Source organism: Aquirufa beregesia (assembly GCF_011090385.1).
GTDB classification, from domain to species: Bacteria; Bacteroidota; Bacteroidia; order Cytophagales; family Spirosomataceae; genus Aquirufa; species Aquirufa beregesia.
This window is the reverse complement of sequence record NZ_SEWW01000001.1, coordinates 630393-644861: the sequence shown is the minus strand read 5'-3', so window position 1 is coordinate 644861 and position 14469 is coordinate 630393. Positions and strand designations below refer to the sequence as shown.

At 36.8% G+C, this 14469-nt stretch carries 13 protein-coding genes and 1 tRNA gene; 7 read left to right on the top strand and 7 right to left on the bottom strand.

Annotation, left to right across the window (positions count from 1 at the left end; translation table 11 throughout):
- Positions 1-16 precede the first annotated feature (16 nt).
- Both hemW and EWU23_RS02795 read right to left on the bottom strand, forming a co-directional pair.
- Positions 17-1141 carry a radical SAM family heme chaperone HemW gene (gene hemW / locus EWU23_RS02800; protein WP_166228580.1) on the bottom strand — a complete coding sequence of 375 codons (1125 nt, stop codon included), beginning with the start codon at positions 1139-1141 and terminating at the stop codon, positions 17-19.
- Between the two features lie 8 nt (positions 1142-1149).
- Positions 1150-2379 (bottom strand): M16 family metallopeptidase, encoded by a 1230-nt coding sequence (locus tag EWU23_RS02795; RefSeq protein ID WP_166228578.1) that lies wholly within the window; start codon positions 2377-2379, stop codon positions 1150-1152.
- Between the two features lie 66 nt (positions 2380-2445).
- Here EWU23_RS02795 and EWU23_RS02790 point away from each other — a divergent pair, with 66 nt between their 5' ends.
- A complete protein-coding gene (locus tag EWU23_RS02790; RefSeq protein ID WP_166228576.1) occupies positions 2446-3474 on the top strand; it encodes a glycosyltransferase family 9 protein in 1029 nt (342 codons plus the stop codon).
- Here EWU23_RS02790 and EWU23_RS02785 read toward each other — a convergent pair.
- The 3 genes from EWU23_RS02785 to rfbC are packed head-to-tail and all read right to left on the bottom strand — an operon-like array spanning position 3448 to position 5489.
- Positions 3448-4365 (bottom strand): aspartate carbamoyltransferase catalytic subunit, encoded by a 918-nt coding sequence (locus EWU23_RS02785; protein ID WP_166228574.1) that lies wholly within the window; start codon positions 4363-4365, stop codon positions 3448-3450. The genes EWU23_RS02790 and EWU23_RS02785 overlap by 27 nt on opposite strands.
- Before the next feature lie 10 nt (positions 4366-4375).
- On the bottom strand, positions 4376-4915 hold the full coding sequence (gene pyrR, locus EWU23_RS02780) for a bifunctional pyr operon transcriptional regulator/uracil phosphoribosyltransferase PyrR (RefSeq protein WP_166228572.1): 540 nt from the start codon (positions 4913-4915) through the stop codon (positions 4376-4378).
- Positions 4916-4949: 34 nt separating this feature from the next.
- Positions 4950-5489 carry a dTDP-4-dehydrorhamnose 3,5-epimerase gene (gene rfbC, locus EWU23_RS02775; protein WP_166228570.1) on the bottom strand — a complete coding sequence of 180 codons (540 nt, stop codon included), beginning with the start codon at positions 5487-5489 and terminating at the stop codon, positions 4950-4952.
- A 113-nt stretch (positions 5490-5602) separates the two neighbouring features.
- Here rfbC and pyrF point away from each other — a divergent pair, with 113 nt between their 5' ends.
- Together pyrF and EWU23_RS02765 are read left to right on the top strand one after the other, a co-directional pair.
- Positions 5603-6427 (top strand): orotidine-5'-phosphate decarboxylase, encoded by an 825-nt coding sequence (pyrF, locus tag EWU23_RS02770; protein ID WP_166228568.1) that lies wholly within the window; start codon positions 5603-5605, stop codon positions 6425-6427.
- 246 nt (positions 6428-6673) lie between these two features.
- Positions 6674-7081, top strand: a complete 408-nt coding sequence (locus tag EWU23_RS02765) for a DUF2721 domain-containing protein (protein WP_166228566.1) — start codon at positions 6674-6676, stop codon at positions 7079-7081.
- A gap of 200 nt (positions 7082-7281) precedes the next feature.
- Here EWU23_RS02765 and glgB read toward each other — a convergent pair whose 3' ends face one another.
- Positions 7282-9180: a 1,4-alpha-glucan branching protein GlgB gene (glgB, locus tag EWU23_RS02760; protein ID WP_166228564.1), complete on the bottom strand. Its 1899-nt coding sequence runs from the start codon at positions 9178-9180 to the stop codon at positions 7282-7284.
- 128 nt (positions 9181-9308) lie between these two features.
- On the opposite strand from glgB, the gene EWU23_RS02755 reads away from it, so the two are divergent.
- From EWU23_RS02755 to EWU23_RS02740, 4 genes are all read left to right on the top strand, one after another.
- Positions 9309-9380, top strand: a tRNA-Glu gene (locus tag EWU23_RS02755).
- Between the two features lie 411 nt (positions 9381-9791).
- Positions 9792-10988, top strand: a complete 1197-nt coding sequence (locus tag EWU23_RS02750) for a helix-turn-helix domain-containing protein (RefSeq protein WP_166228562.1) — start codon at positions 9792-9794, stop codon at positions 10986-10988.
- Between the two features lie 82 nt (positions 10989-11070).
- Positions 11071-12255, top strand: coding sequence for a helix-turn-helix transcriptional regulator (locus EWU23_RS02745; RefSeq protein ID WP_166228560.1), 1185 nt, complete (start codon positions 11071-11073; stop codon positions 12253-12255).
- A 78-nt stretch (positions 12256-12333) separates the two neighbouring features.
- Positions 12334-12714: a PH domain-containing protein gene (locus tag EWU23_RS02740; RefSeq protein WP_166228558.1), complete on the top strand. Its 381-nt coding sequence runs from the start codon at positions 12334-12336 to the stop codon at positions 12712-12714.
- Positions 12715-12775: 61 nt separating this feature from the next.
- On the opposite strand, the gene EWU23_RS02735 is transcribed toward EWU23_RS02740, so the two are convergent.
- Complete coding sequence (locus EWU23_RS02735) at positions 12776-14209, bottom strand: Gfo/Idh/MocA family protein (protein ID WP_166228556.1); 1434 nt, start codon at positions 14207-14209, stop codon at positions 12776-12778.
- Positions 14210-14469 lie beyond the last annotated feature (260 nt).

The following is a 14469-nucleotide window of genomic DNA, read 5'->3' as shown; positions in this document are numbered from 1 at the left end:
TAATTGAAATGCCGGGTTAAATTAGAAAAATATCACTACTCAATTTGTCCGCAATTAATTTTCCAGATTCTGTTAAGATTAAAAATCCATCTACTTCTCGAGCCCATTGCTTTTCTTTCCATTTCTGGATTTCCAACATTGGCAAGTTTTGGTTAATCTGTTCGAATGACTGTTTCAAATAAGCTAGATCCAAGCCCCACATGGTTCTTAATCGGGTCATGATGTATTCATTGATCCTATTTTCTGGACTCAGTTGTTCTAATTCAACATAGGCGTTTCCTTGTTCTATGGCCATCAAATAGGACTTATTATTGGCAACGTTCCATTGACGGCTTTTGTCATTAAAACTGTGAGCCGAAGGTCCAATCCCAAGATATTCTTCCTGATTCCAATAGCTGGAATTATGTCTTGAATAGCGTTTATTTTTGGCAAAGTTGGAAACTTCATAAGCCTCGAAACCGGCGGATTGTAATAGTTGGTGACTTAATTCAAAATGGGCGGCCATTTGATTATCAGGTGTCTCTTTGAGTAAACCTTTCGCCTTTTGTTTACCAAATACCGTTCTAGGTTCAATGGTCAAGCTATAAGCAGAAATGTGGTCAACATCCAAGGAAATAGCTTGTTGGATGTCACCTTCAGTATCTGATAAGCAATGGTTTTTCAGACCGTATATAATATCCACGCTGATATTTTCTACACCTAAATCTTGGGCGCTCTTTATCGCAGATATGGATTGTTGACTGCTATGATTTCGATGTAAATGCTGTAGGCTATCATCTTTAAATGTTTGAATTCCTACGCTTAAGCGATTTATTCCTGTTTTTTTTAGGGAATGGATATATTCCTTCGATAAATCTTCTGGATTCGCCTCTAGGGTGATTTCAGCATCGGGATTGATGGAATAAAGCCGGCGAATTTGATCTAAAAGTAGATGTAATTGTTTTTCTGATAATAAGGAAGGTGTGCCTCCTCCAAAATAAATGGTGTCTAGGTTTTTATTGAGCAAATACTCTTTTTGAAGTTCTAATTCTTGAACCATAGCATTCACCATGACCTCTCTTTGAGATAGTACCGTAGAAAAGTGGAAGTCACAGTAGTGACAAGCTTGCCGACAAAAAGGAATATGTAGGTACAGGTGCAATGGATTCCTTAGGGTTCAAAGATTAAATAACTTAGCTGATCAGGTACAAACATCTCTTGCGCTAATGTTTGCAGTTTATCGGATGTGATAGCATCTATTTGCAGGAATAATTCATCCAAACTTTCAATTTTTTCTCTATCCAATAAGTTTTTAGCCATCATGAGCATGAAGTTTAAATTACCTTCCTCTGCCATGGCCAATTGTCCTTTGAGTTGCGACTTGATTTTTTGTAAAGCTGGCCCTGACAAAGCTTTTTGCTGAAGTTTGTCGAACTCCCTCATGATCAGTTTAATGGATTTATTCACTTGATTGGGTTCCGTTCCAAAATAAATGGCCCAAAAACCTGAGTCGATGTACGACGTAAAGCTAGCTTCTATGGAATAGACCAATCCATGCCTTTCTCTGACGGAAACATTCAGTAAAGAATTCATTCCTGGTCCGCCTAATAAATTGATTAAGGTAAAAAAGGCCATCCGATTGGGATTAGCTAGGGCATAGGATTGTCTGCCTAAAGCTATGTGAGATTGGGTTACCCCCCTTTTGACCACTTTTTTTTCAGGAATCATCAAACTAGGTTGAAGGCGTTTTAATTGTTGCTTTTTAGCCTTTATATGCCCCAAATGTTTTTCAGCCCAAGCAAAAACTTTTTCATGAGGTAATTTACCGATGGAAGAAAATACGATGCGAGAGGTATCCATATTTCTTTCGATGAACTGAACCAAATCGGATTGTTGAAATCCTTGAACGGTTTCATTCGTTCCCAAAATATTCATTCCTAGAGAATGATTTGGGAATAATAATTCATCAAAATCATCTTGAATAGCGTCTTCTGGTGAATCATAATACATGGACATTTCCTCCAAAATGACACTGCGTTCTTTTTCTAATTCTTTCTGGGGGAAAGTAGAATGAAAGGTAATATCAGCTAATAGTTCTACGGCTCGTTCGTAATACGGACTTAAAACAGAAGCATGGAAACAAATCTTTTCTTTAGTCGTATAGGCATTTAACTCTCCTCCAATAATTTCCAAACGATTGATAATCTGGATATTGTTCTTCTTTTGAGTACCCTTAAATGCCATGTGCTCCCAAAAGTGAGCCAGTCCTTGCTCGGTGCCATTTTCATCCCGACTACCTATGTCCAACATAATGCCTACATGCGAAATTTCTGTATGTACAACTTGTCGGTGGACAAGGATAATGCCATTGGAAAGCGTTCGGGTTTGAATCGAATTCATGTAGATAATTGGATAAAAATGTCCCAAATTTAACTAAATTTATGGCCATTTCATTCATTTTTTTCTATGCTTGAGCATTCCAAAGTACTTTTGATTCAAACTGCTTTTTTAGGGGATGCTGTATTGGCAACTGCTTTATTAGAGAAGATACGGAATGAATCTCCAGATTCAGAAATTCATATTTTGGTTAGGAAGGGGAATGAAAGTCTGTTCAAGGCATATCCTTATCCCAATGTAAGAAAGGTTTGGTCCTATGATAAATCCAGAAAATGGTCTTCTTGGTTAGAATTAAGGCATGATCTTTCTGAAGAGCATTTTGATGCCGTTTATGTGATTCAGCGATTTTTGGGCATGGGACTTTTGAGCCTCAGTATAGGGGCTAAGCGCGTGGTAGGTTTTGATAAAAATCCTATGTCTCTATTTTTTACAGAGAAAGTTAAACATGAATGGGGGACAGGGATCCATGAGGTAGAAAGAAATACAGCTTTAGTCAAATCTTGGTTAGGAGAAAAGGTGTTCAAACCTTGTTTACAAGCTCCAGAAATAGCCATGAGTCCTGATATGCGCAAGAAGGAATATATCTGTATTTCTCCTGGTAGTGTTTGGGAAACCAAGCGACTACCCATTCGCATTTGGATAGAATTTGTACAGTTATTGCCTGAAAATCAAGTGGTTGTGCTGATGGGGTCACCCGGAGAAATCGAATTGTCCAATCAAATTGCTGAGGCATTCCAAGGAGGTAAGCGGGTGATATTGAATGAAACGGGTCGGCATCCTTTATTGGCATCGGCGTATCTATTTCAACAAAGTAAAATGAGCTTTGTGAATGATTCAGGTCCTATGCATATTTGTTCGGCAGAAAATGTACCGACGGTGGCAGTCTATTGTTCTACCGTTCCATCCTTTGGCTTTGGGCCCTTAGCTGATTGGAATAGAATTATTGAAACAAAAGAGGCATTAACTTGTAGGCCATGTGGAGACCATGGAAAAAAAAACTGCCCTTTGGGGCATTATGCTTGCGGAGAAGGCATTGAGGCAAAGGCCCTGTTTCAGGCTTATCAAGATTTTTTAGGCTCGGGAAGCCAAAAGATATAAAACGGCCATTCGGATAGCCACGCCATTTTCTACTTGGTCCAAGATGATGGAATGCGGTGAATCAGCGGCATCAGAACTTAACTCTACCCCTCGGTTGATCGGACCTGGATGCATCAAGACAATTTCCTTGGGTAATTCATCTAGCATTTTTCTAGTGATTCCAAAGAATTGGGCATATTCCCTCAGTGAAGGAAAATATTTGATTTGTTGACGTTCTAATTGAATTCTCAATACATTGGCGGCGTCACACCAAGCCAGCGTGTCTTTGACATCATGAGAGACTTCTACGCCTAGGCTCTGTATATGCTTAGGAATCAGGGTACTTGGCCCACATAGGCGAACTTGCGCACCTTGTTTTTTCAAGGCATAAATATTAGAAAGAGCTACACGAGAGTGTAAAATATCTCCAATGATGGCTATTTTTTTACCCGTTAAATCTCCTAATTTTTCTCGGAGAGAAAAGGTATCCAAAAGAGCTTGTGTTGGATGCTCGTGAGTACCGTCACCGGCATTGATGATATTCGCTTTAATGTGCTTGGATAAATAATGAGGAGCACCTGGGCTAGCATGTCGCATCACAATCATGTCCACTTTCATGGCAAGAATGTTGTTGACCGTATCCAGTAGAGTTTCACCTTTTTTGACTGAACTTCCTGAGGCTGAAAAATTGATGGTATCAGCGGAAAGTCTTTTTTCTGCTAATTCAAAGGAAAGTCGGGTACGAGTAGAATTTTCAAAAAAAACATTGGCAATGGTCACATCGCGTAAAGAAGGCACTTTTTTAATAGGTCTGTTTAAAACCTCTTTAAATTCTTTGGCCGTTTTTACTATCAGGTCAATGGATTCTGCGTCCAGGTCTTTTATTCCTAATAAATGTGGCGATTTCAACATATTTATTTCATCATGGATGAGTGATTAACCAAATTTTATCTGCTTCATGGCCTTGTTCGGTCCATTCAACCAGTACTTTTTCGGTGGAAAGCGTATTGACACTTTTACCAATATAATCGGCATTAATAGGCAAATCTCGGTTATAAATTCGATCTATTAAGACACATAATTCCACTTTGGCAGGTCTTCCAAAAGCCGTCATGGCGTCTAGTGCAGCCCGAACCATCCGACCAGTAGCCAACACGTCATCAATTAAGATTACCCGTTTATTTTCAATGATAAATGGGATATTCGTGCTATTAGGAGCAACTGTATCTCTTCTACGAAAATCGTCGCGGTAGAATGTAGCGTCAAGTTGGCCTATTTGAGGAGCCTCAGGAAGATGCTTACTTAATTCTTTGGCAATTCTTTCAGCAAAGTATATTCCTCTAGGCTGAAGGCCTAAAATGACAGTTTCAATACCTTGAATTTGATTTTCAATGAGCTCTTGGCATAACCTGGATATGGTTATTTCCAATAATGGGCTTGATAAAATCAGCTTATGAGTCATTGGTACAAAGGTAATGTTTTTCAGCTAATCTATTTTAGAAGATTCGCTCTGCTGCATTAAAATCTGGCAAAATTTGGTCTTTATCCGAAACAATGGGTTGTGCTACTCCCCAATCTATCGCTAGGCTTGGGTCATTCCATCGAATTCCTGATTCTGCTTCCTTATTCCAGAAGTCGGTACATTTATAAACAAATATGGTTTCTTCTAGGGCAACAAATCCATGGGCAAAACCTACAGGCACATACAGCATATTGCCTTGGTCAGCATCTAGAATGAATTTTTCATGTTGTCCGAAAGTCGGGGAATCTTGTCTTAAATCTACAATTACATCCATGACTTTTCCCGTCATGCAACGTACCAATTTCCCTTGTCCGTGTGGATTTTTTTGAAAATGTAATCCTCTAAGAACACCAGGAGTAGAAAATGAATAATTGTCTTGAACGAAATCTTCCGAAATACCATTCGCAGCAAATAATTTTTGGTTGTAAGACTCATAAAAATGGCCTCTAGCATCAAAAAACTTCGTTGGGATACATTCAATAACTCCTGAGAGTTGGTGTTTTATAAATTGCATAAATTCGTGATCGTGATTGCTTTCCTCTTTTTTTGATATTGCTTGGAAAGAACTTAATTTGCGCCAAAATTATTCATATTTCGGCATTTAAACAATGTCATTTCCCAATCTCTATGAATTCATCTGAATTAGTTAAGCAAATAGAACAAAAACGGTCTTTTTTATGTGTTGGATTGGATTCTGATCTCAGTCTGATACCTAGTAAATTTCGTACCGAGAAAGATCCCATTTTTGCATTTAATCAAGCTGTCATTGATGCAACTCATTCCTATGCAGTGGCGTATAAACCCAATATTGCTTTTTATGAGGCCATGGGCCCCAAAGGTTGGGAAAGTTTACAGAAAACAATGGAATATATTCCAAAGAATATATTTACGATTGCTGATGCGAAGCGTGGTGATATAGGTAATACGGCTTTGAAATATGCCCAAACTTTTTTTGACCCTGCTAGCAGTGGATTGAATTTTGATTCGATTACCGTGGCACCCTACATGGGTCGTGATTCGGTGGAGCCATTTTTGACTTATCGCGATAAATGGGTGATTCTATTAGCATTAACATCTAACGTAGGAAGTCATGATTTTCAAATGACTAAATCGGAAGATTATATGCCTTTATATGAGCGGGTTATGCGCACAGCCATGTCTTGGGGTTCAGCGGAGCACTTGATGTTTGTTATTGGTGCTACTCGCTCTGATTTTTTACAAAAAGTGAGGGAAATAGCTCCGGATAATTTCTTTTTGGTGCCAGGGGTAGGTGCCCAAGGCGGGAGTTTAGAAGATGTGGCCAAATATACCATGAATTCGAACGTAGGATTATTGGTTAATTCTTCCAGAGGAATTATTTATGCTGGAGAAGATACGTCTGTTTCTGCTGCAAGGGAAGCCAAGAAAATTCAGGAGGAAATGGATCGGTATTTGGATGAATACCGAAAGTAAGTTATAAATTATGAATGGTAAATTATAAATGGGCGGATTTGAATGGTGAATTGTAAATGGTAAATGTTTTGTTTTATAATCTACTGATTGTCATTTATTTAATTCAATTGTTTCAAGTTTACAATATCAGTTTAAATTGAATAACTAATTCTAAGTTACAAAAAGCGGTATTACAATTAACTCCAAAAAAAATATAATCTATCATCCATAATTTATAATTTTCAATTCACCATTCACCATTTCCTTATGGAACTTAGCATCTCAACTCCCGCTTTATTGTTTTCTACTGTTTCTTTATTGATGATTGCTTTTACGAATCGATTCATGTCGATGGCATCTTTGATTAGAGACTTGCATCTTAAGTTTCAAAAGAATCCAGAAGATGCGATTTTTAAGCAAATTGAGAATTTACGCTTGCGCATGAAACTGATACAGTCCATGCAAATCATCGCTATTTTTAGCTTATTATTGAGCGTGATATGCATGTTTCTTCTTTTCATGAATGAAGAAATGATTGCCCGATGGTTTTTCGGAATAGGTTTAATTGGGATGAGTCTCGCCTTGAGTTTGAGTGCTTGGGAAATTACAATTTCTACGAAAGCTTTGGAAGTAGAACTTTCTGATATGGAGGATATCATCGCCAAACGAAAGTAATCCAAATTTATTTTTATTTTTTATTCGAATAGTTAAAAATATTTTTTAATGCTATTTCAAGTATTGAATATTAATACTATTTTTGTGTACAATTTCAATGAAAAATAAGACGAAATTGTATTGAAACAGAATCAAACATTAAAAATACTACTTAGGCGGATTGAATAAAGGCTCGGAATTTTTCTGAGTCTTTATTGTTTTTAGGCCTTTAGTATTAATGCGGACATCGGAGGGAGGTTCAATGAAATGGAGAATGCCTTTCCTTGCCAGTTGATAGCTTCTGTCATGACAGCCCCTGAAATAGGATAATCGCTTCCACCAAACTCACTTTTATCCGAATTGAATAGCACTTTCCAAATACCTGGTAATGGTACTCCAATACGATAATTTTCTCTTGGAGCTGGAGTTAAGTTCAGTATGACAATCACCTGTTGTTTGGCAATTTCACCTTTACGTATATAGGTAATAACTGAATTACCTTGGTCGTTTGACTCGATCCATTCAAATCCTTCATGGGAGAATTGTTTGCTGTATAAAGCAGCTTCTTCTCGGTACAGTTGATTTAAAGCCTTGACGGTTGATTGGATACCTTTATGGTAGTGGTTTTCTAATTCATGCCAATCCAGTGATTGATTATGATTCCACTCTTCTTTTTGACCAAACTCACCTCCCATAAATAGCAGTTTACTTCCTGGATGAGTAAACTGTTCACTCAATAAGACCCGCAGGTTGGCAAATTTCTGCCATTCATCTCCTGGCATTTTATTTAATAAAGAATTCTTGCCGTAAACTACTTCATCATGGGATAGAGGGAGGCAGAAATTTTCCGTAAAGGCATAAATGAGAGAAAAAGTTAAATCATTTAAATGGTATTTACGGTGAATTGGGTCCTTATGGAAGAAATTTAACGTATCATTCATCCAACCCATCATCCATTTTTGACCGAATCCTAATCCACCTTGAAAAACGGGTTTGGTTACGCCAGGAAAACTGGTTGATTCTTCCGCAATCATTTGAATATCAGGAAATTCTCCATACATGTGAATGTTTAATTCTTGTAAAAATGAAATGGCTTCTAAATTATGATTGCCACCATATACATTCGCTTCCCATTCTCCATCGTTTCTTGAGTAATCTAAGTAAAGCATGGATGCTACGGCATCTACGCGTAAACCATCAATGTGGTAACGATCCAACCAAAACGCCGCATTGGACATCAAAAAGCTTCGAACTTCATTTTTCCCGTAATCAAAAATATAGGATTGCCAATCTGGATGGAAGCCACGTTTTGGATCAGGGTGTTCATATAAGCAGCCCCCATCAAAATTACGTAGCCCATGCTCATCACCAGGGAAATGGGAAGGTACCCAATCTAAAATAACTCCAATTCCTTCCTGATGGAATCTTTCTACCAAGGTCATAAAACCTTGAGGATTACCAAAACGAGAAGAAGGGGCGAAGTAGCCAGTAATTTGATAGCCCCAAGATGGCGCATAGGGATGCTCCATTACGGGCATGAACTCCACGTGAGTAAAGCCCATTTCTTTGACATATTGAACTAATTTGTCGCTCAAGTCAGCATAACTTAGGTATTCGTTATCTAAGGTCTTTTGCCAAGAACCTAGATGTACTTCGTATATAGACATGGGTGCATGTAGCGAGTTCTTTTGACTTCGTTCTTGCATCCAAGTTTGATCATTCCATTCTTTATAAGTATTCCAAACTATACTGGCTGTTTTAGGAGGAGTTTCACAGAAAAGGCCCATCGGGTCTAATTTTTCGAGGATTTCACCAGTCTTGCTTTTAATCCAATATTTGTAGGTTTCACCTGTTTTTACCTGAGGGATAAAACCTTCCCAGATTCCAGAGGAATCCCAACGAGGATATAGTCCATGAGCAGTAGAATCCCAAAAATTGAAATTGCCCACCACAAAAACAGACTCAGCATTGGGTGCCCAAACGGAGAAATACGTACCTATTTCTCCTTCTAATTCGATTTCAAATGCACCTAGTTTCTCATATAAACGGGTGTGTTTGCCATTTAAAAAGAGGGCAATATCAAAATCGCTAAAAAAAGAATGTGGTTTAACTATGGCCATAAGAGGGTGGGTTTCAATGTAAAGGCTAAAATAATGAAATTAAATTGATTAAAACTTGCTTTTTTTTTTCGTACAGTATTTGAATTTTTAAAGGAAAGCTCTACCTTTGTGCCACCAAATTAATAATTGGTCCGTTCGTCTAGGGGTTAGGACACGTCCCTTTCACGGATGAAACACGGGTTCGATTCCCGTACGGACTACTTCGGTAGACAATTAGACCCTGTAAATGAATAATTTACAGGGTTTTTTGTTTTATGTCTTCACCAAATCATGTCCTGTTTGTGATGATTTCAGGTATTTTGGTCTGATTTTGTTTGGATCAAATGGCCCTAAATGTAGGTATAGTTTTTTCTTTTAACCCCTAAAATTATAGAGGAATAGCACCTGTATTTTTGTATTTTCCCTTGTTATTAAATAAGATAGTTCAACTATATTTTATTTCTTTTAGAAGTATTTTTTTGATGTATTCCCTCCATTTTTGTTACATTAAATAAATAATTATCCTTTGACAGTTCTTTTGAATTTATTTTTAAGGATTAAATTGATAAGTTTACATATCTCCGTGTCAATCCATCATACTATTTATTACCATGTAGATAATATAGGTTAGAATGAATTCTTGGTCACCGGTAGATTATTTGTTTTATTTAAGTTTTGTTTTTTTTGCCTTCGGAATATCATTATTCTTTAAAAAAGGGCTGATTGCAACAAAATTTTTAGGAATTCAATTTCTTGGATTATCCTATCAGCTCTTTGCGGGTTATTTTATTCAACCTAACCACATCAACGATTATCCTCATTTTTTCAGAACGGTATCGCCTTTTTTCTACCTTTTAGGGCCCCTGGCATATTTATTTCAACATTATTTGCTCTATCCAGAGCGTAAATTCAGACTTATATATTTATTGCATTTTTTGCCCTTTGTTTTACATGTCATTGAATATATACCTTTCTATTTACTGCCTGCCGAGTTGAAATTAGTGGAAGTGAAGTATGTTTTTCAACAAAATACCTTCTTTAATTCCATGTCAACCTATGGATGGATTTCCATGCGAGACCACCTTTTTATTAAGACGATCTATTATCTCGCTTATATTTTTTGGACTCTGTACGAATTATATACATTTTATAAAGCGACTTCTCGTTCATTTTTAAAAAAGAATTCGTTGGTTGTTTACTGGTTAACAGGTGATATGATCATGAAATTTGTGGTCATTATTTTGCATTGCTTTAACTTAGTTTTTGCTAAAAAACGGCATTTAGAACTAACATGGATGGATTATGTATTTGTCTTGGAATATATTACCATGATGTTATTTATGTTGTTAAATCCTAAATTGTTAAAAGGCCCTATGCTTAAAGGTTTAGTATTTCAGCATTCTGCTGGTTATATTGAACGGGAGCAAATTGAAACTTCGAAACAAGAAAAGGTCCACCAAAAGTCGTCCCGTGACAAGTCGGTATTGTTTACTTTGAACCGATATTTTGAAACAGAACAATTGTTTCTTCGACCTGACATCACTTTAGCTGAAGTGAGTAGGTATTTGAAAATTAAACCCAGGATCATCCGTATGGCCCTGCAGATGGAAATAAACTTATCTTTTTCTGATTATGTCAATACCTGGCGAATTCAATACGCAGAGGAGCAATGTCGAGAAAATCCAAAATGGAAAAATTATAAATTGGAAGTGATTGCGATGGAATCGGGTTTCGGTACACGACAAAGTTTTAATTCAGCGGTAAAAAAGATTAAGGGGGTTTCTCCTGGGAAATATTTTGAAAATAGTATTCAACATTCAAATAATTAGGTATTGACATGGAATTTGAATTAAAATTCCAATAAATTCAACGTAGAATAAGAAGGAAAAACATTTTATAATTTAGACATAAATGACACCCATAGATTATTTGTTTTATCTGTGCTTTGTTTTTTTTGCCTTTGGAGGATCTTTCTTCTTTAAAAAAGGTATCATTGCCACTAAATTCCTAGGTTTATTATTCATTGTCTTAGGTCTTCAAACATTTTTGAATTATTACATTCGTCCAGAGTACCTATTAGAATATCCACATTTTTTTAGAACAGTATCGCCCTTGATGTTGACCATAGGGCCTTTGTACTACTTGTTTCAACAGTATCTGCTTTATCCAGAAAGAAAACTAAAGCCCATTCTATTCGTGCATTTTTTGCCCTTTGTCTTGCATGTAATAGAGTATATTCCCTTTTATATTTTACCAACGGAGTTCAAAATTCTAGAGATAAAGGAAATGATCTCAGAAAATACCATTTATACCGTACATTCGAAATATGGTTGGATTACCATGAGAATGCATTTATATATTAGATTTACTTCTTTTTTTATCTATATCAGTTGGGGCTTTTATGATTTACTCACTTACTATCAATCAGCTTCCAAAACATTCGTTAAGAACAATCAATTAATTGTTTATTGGTTATTTTTCAACATGTGCATGAAATTCATCGTCATGGGATTAATCATTTACAATTTGATTTTTCCTGATAAAAAACAAATCACATTGTCTTGGAAAGATTTTTTCTACTTGGTAGAGTATATTTTGATGATGTTATTCATGCTGTTTAATCCTAAATTATTGTATGGACCTACATTAAAAGGCTTGATATGGAAACAAGCCTTAGGAAGATTAGATGGCTCTGAAGAATTAACCCAAAATAAAGATATTTCGGTTAAACTAATATCAGGTCATGAACGGGAAAAAGCTTTATTAGATACCTTGAATAGGTATTTTGAAACAGAAAGAATATTCTTAAAACCAAGCTTGACCTTGATTGAAGTGGCTAGAAAATTAAAAGTGAAACCTAGATTGATTCGATTAGCCTTACAGTATGAAATGGATATATCTTTTTCAGATTATGTGAATAACTGGAGAATTCAATATGCCGAAGAGCAATGTCGAGAGAATCCCAAATGGAAAAATTACAAATTGGAAGTGGTGGCCCTGGAATCAGGTTTTGGTACTCGACAAAGTTTTAATTCAGCAGTCAAGAAAATCAAAGGAGTCTCGCCGGGTCAATATTTTTCTGAATTTTTATATTAGTTTCGCTACATGGTCATGGGTAAATCGACAATCTAAATCCATGATTTCCCCAATTTTCATCTGTTTAAATAAAGTTATATGGGTTTATTTTCTGCTATTTTAGGTAATGCGGGTACAGTTTCACCCGATCAATTGCAAAAGGACTATGCCAAAATATTGATTGATGGTGAGGGCATCGAAATTGGTTTTAAATTACTTCGTGATACATTCATCTTTACGAATAGACGATTGATTTTAATTGACAAACAAGGAATTACAGGTTCAAAAACTGAATATAAATCCATTAATTATAAATCCATTTCTCGGTTTAGTGTGGAAACGGCAGGGACTTTTGAACTAGATGCAGAATTGAAAATCTGGATTTCAGGAGAGGCAAATCCAAGTATTATCAAACAATTCAATAAATCAGTGGATGTATATGAAGTCCAAAAAGTGTTGGCATTTCATGTATTGAAATAATATTGGTACATTAAAAAAGCATGGCCGTATAGCCATGCTTTTTAACTAGGTCAATGAAATATTACAATTTCCAGCCTGCACGGTATTCGCGTTTCACGAACTGATTGGCATCTTCGAAATTCGTGATTTTCATGTTTTGTCCATCCCAAATCAACTTCTTACGTCCTGGATAGTTGAAACGATTCGCTTGACCTTGAATAGGAGTACGAAGGGTATAACTACGGATAGCCAAATTACCCATCAATACGGTTTCAGATAATGGTCCAGCATAGTCAAACGAGGAACTTAATTCTTTGTGCTCTTTAGAATTAAAGCCTGCTTTACATGCTTCTGCCCACATAGCTTGATGCCCATATTCTTTTAAGTTAGTAGGCTCTAATTTGGGCATTTCTATTTTATCTCCATTATTCAAGTAAATACGAGGCTCTAAGCCATAGGTAGCATGTGTTAACACACCTTTGGTACCAATCATCACCACACCATTGCTATTGTCAGCTGTTCCAATAGGATCATTGGCAGGAATTAAATCTGGGTGGAATCCACGTAAACCTCCATCGGTCCAGTTCATGGTTACGGCCGACTTGTTCTTTTTAGAAGCAGGGAATTTCAATTGAATGGAAGCTGATGGAGGGCAACCTTCTGGAATGTATTCTGGTTGGTTTCCACTGATGAATACAGATCCGATACTAGCTTCTACTTCAGTTGGATAACCTAGGCCTAAGGCTCTGAAAGGCCCATCTATTAAATGGCACCCCATATCTCCTAATGCGCCTGTACCAAAATTCCACCAACCTCTCCATTTAAATGGATGGTAGGCAGGATTATAATCAATCAAGGAAGCTGGCCCTAACCATACATCCCAATCGATGTCAGCAGGTTTAGCGTGCTGTCCCGAAGGAAGGGGTATACCTTGCGGCCAAATTGGACGATTCGTCCAAATATTTACCGTATGAACCTTTCCAATTAAACCTTGGTCTATCCATTTAACAATTTGTTGGGTGCCTGGACTGGATGCTCCTTGATTTCCCATTTGAGAAACAACTTGGTATTTTCTTGCCGCTTCCGTCATGGTACGGGCCTCAAAAATATTATGAGACATGGGTTTTTGTACGTACACATGTTTACCCAATTGCATCGCAGCCATGGCTATGGCCGCATGGTTATGGTCAGGAGTGGAAATGGTTACCGCATCGATGCTTTTGTCTTTTTCCAACATGACACGCCAGTCTTGATATTGACCGGCTTTGGCATATTTCTCAAATAAAGGTTTGGCTCTGGTTAAATCAACATCACAAAGTGCTACAATGTTATTTACACCTTCATTGAAGGCATTATTGACATCGGATAAACCTTTTCCATTGATACCAACTCCCGCTATATTTAATTTGTCACTAGGAGCTTGATATCCTTTTCCCAAAACATGTCGGGGTACAATGTAAAAGCTACCTGCTGCCAGCGCACTTTTACCTAAAAAACTTCTTCTTGAAATGCTCATTAGTGTATGTATTTTAATGGATTTAGATGAACGTAAAATAAAATTCTGCTGAATTTAGTAAGCCAATATAGTTCAAAATAGAATAATTTCTATCTGTATTTGGATTTAATTAGGTAAAATAGAGGGGGGCAATTTTTGCTATTTCCCATTTTCTGATATTCAGGATAGCCAGCCCATGAAAATTGCCTAATTTGCCAATCCGTTGAATCTGGATTTATTCCTTTCTTTATTTTTTCGTTTTTGTGAAAAGAAGTTTATTA

Coding starts and splice junctions, on each gene's coding strand:
- EWU23_RS02795 (WP_166228578.1), bottom strand. CDS start 2,379: ATGAATTCGATTCAAACCCGAACGCTTTCCAATGGCATTATCCTTGTC.
- EWU23_RS02790 (WP_166228576.1), top strand. CDS start 2,446: ATGCTTGAGCATTCCAAAGTACTTTTGATTCAAACTGCTTTTTTAGGG.
- EWU23_RS02785 (WP_166228574.1), bottom strand. CDS start 4,365: ATGTTGAAATCGCCACATTTATTAGGAATAAAAGACCTGGACGCAGAA.
- pyrR (WP_166228572.1), bottom strand. CDS start 4,915: ATGACTCATAAGCTGATTTTATCAAGCCCATTATTGGAAATAACCATA.
- rfbC (WP_166228570.1), bottom strand. CDS start 5,489: ATGCAATTTATAAAACACCAACTCTCAGGAGTTATTGAATGTATCCCA.
- pyrF (WP_166228568.1), top strand. CDS start 5,603: ATGAATTCATCTGAATTAGTTAAGCAAATAGAACAAAAACGGTCTTTT.
- EWU23_RS02765 (WP_166228566.1), top strand. CDS start 6,674: ATGGAACTTAGCATCTCAACTCCCGCTTTATTGTTTTCTACTGTTTCT.
- glgB (WP_166228564.1), bottom strand. CDS start 9,180: ATGGCCATAGTTAAACCACATTCTTTTTTTAGCGATTTTGATATTGCC.
- EWU23_RS02750 (WP_166228562.1), top strand. CDS start 9,792: ATGAATTCTTGGTCACCGGTAGATTATTTGTTTTATTTAAGTTTTGTT.
- EWU23_RS02745 (WP_166228560.1), top strand. CDS start 11,071: ATGACACCCATAGATTATTTGTTTTATCTGTGCTTTGTTTTTTTTGCC.
- EWU23_RS02740 (WP_166228558.1), top strand. CDS start 12,334: ATGGGTTTATTTTCTGCTATTTTAGGTAATGCGGGTACAGTTTCACCC.
- EWU23_RS02735 (WP_166228556.1), bottom strand. CDS start 14,209: ATGAGCATTTCAAGAAGAAGTTTTTTAGGTAAAAGTGCGCTGGCAGCA.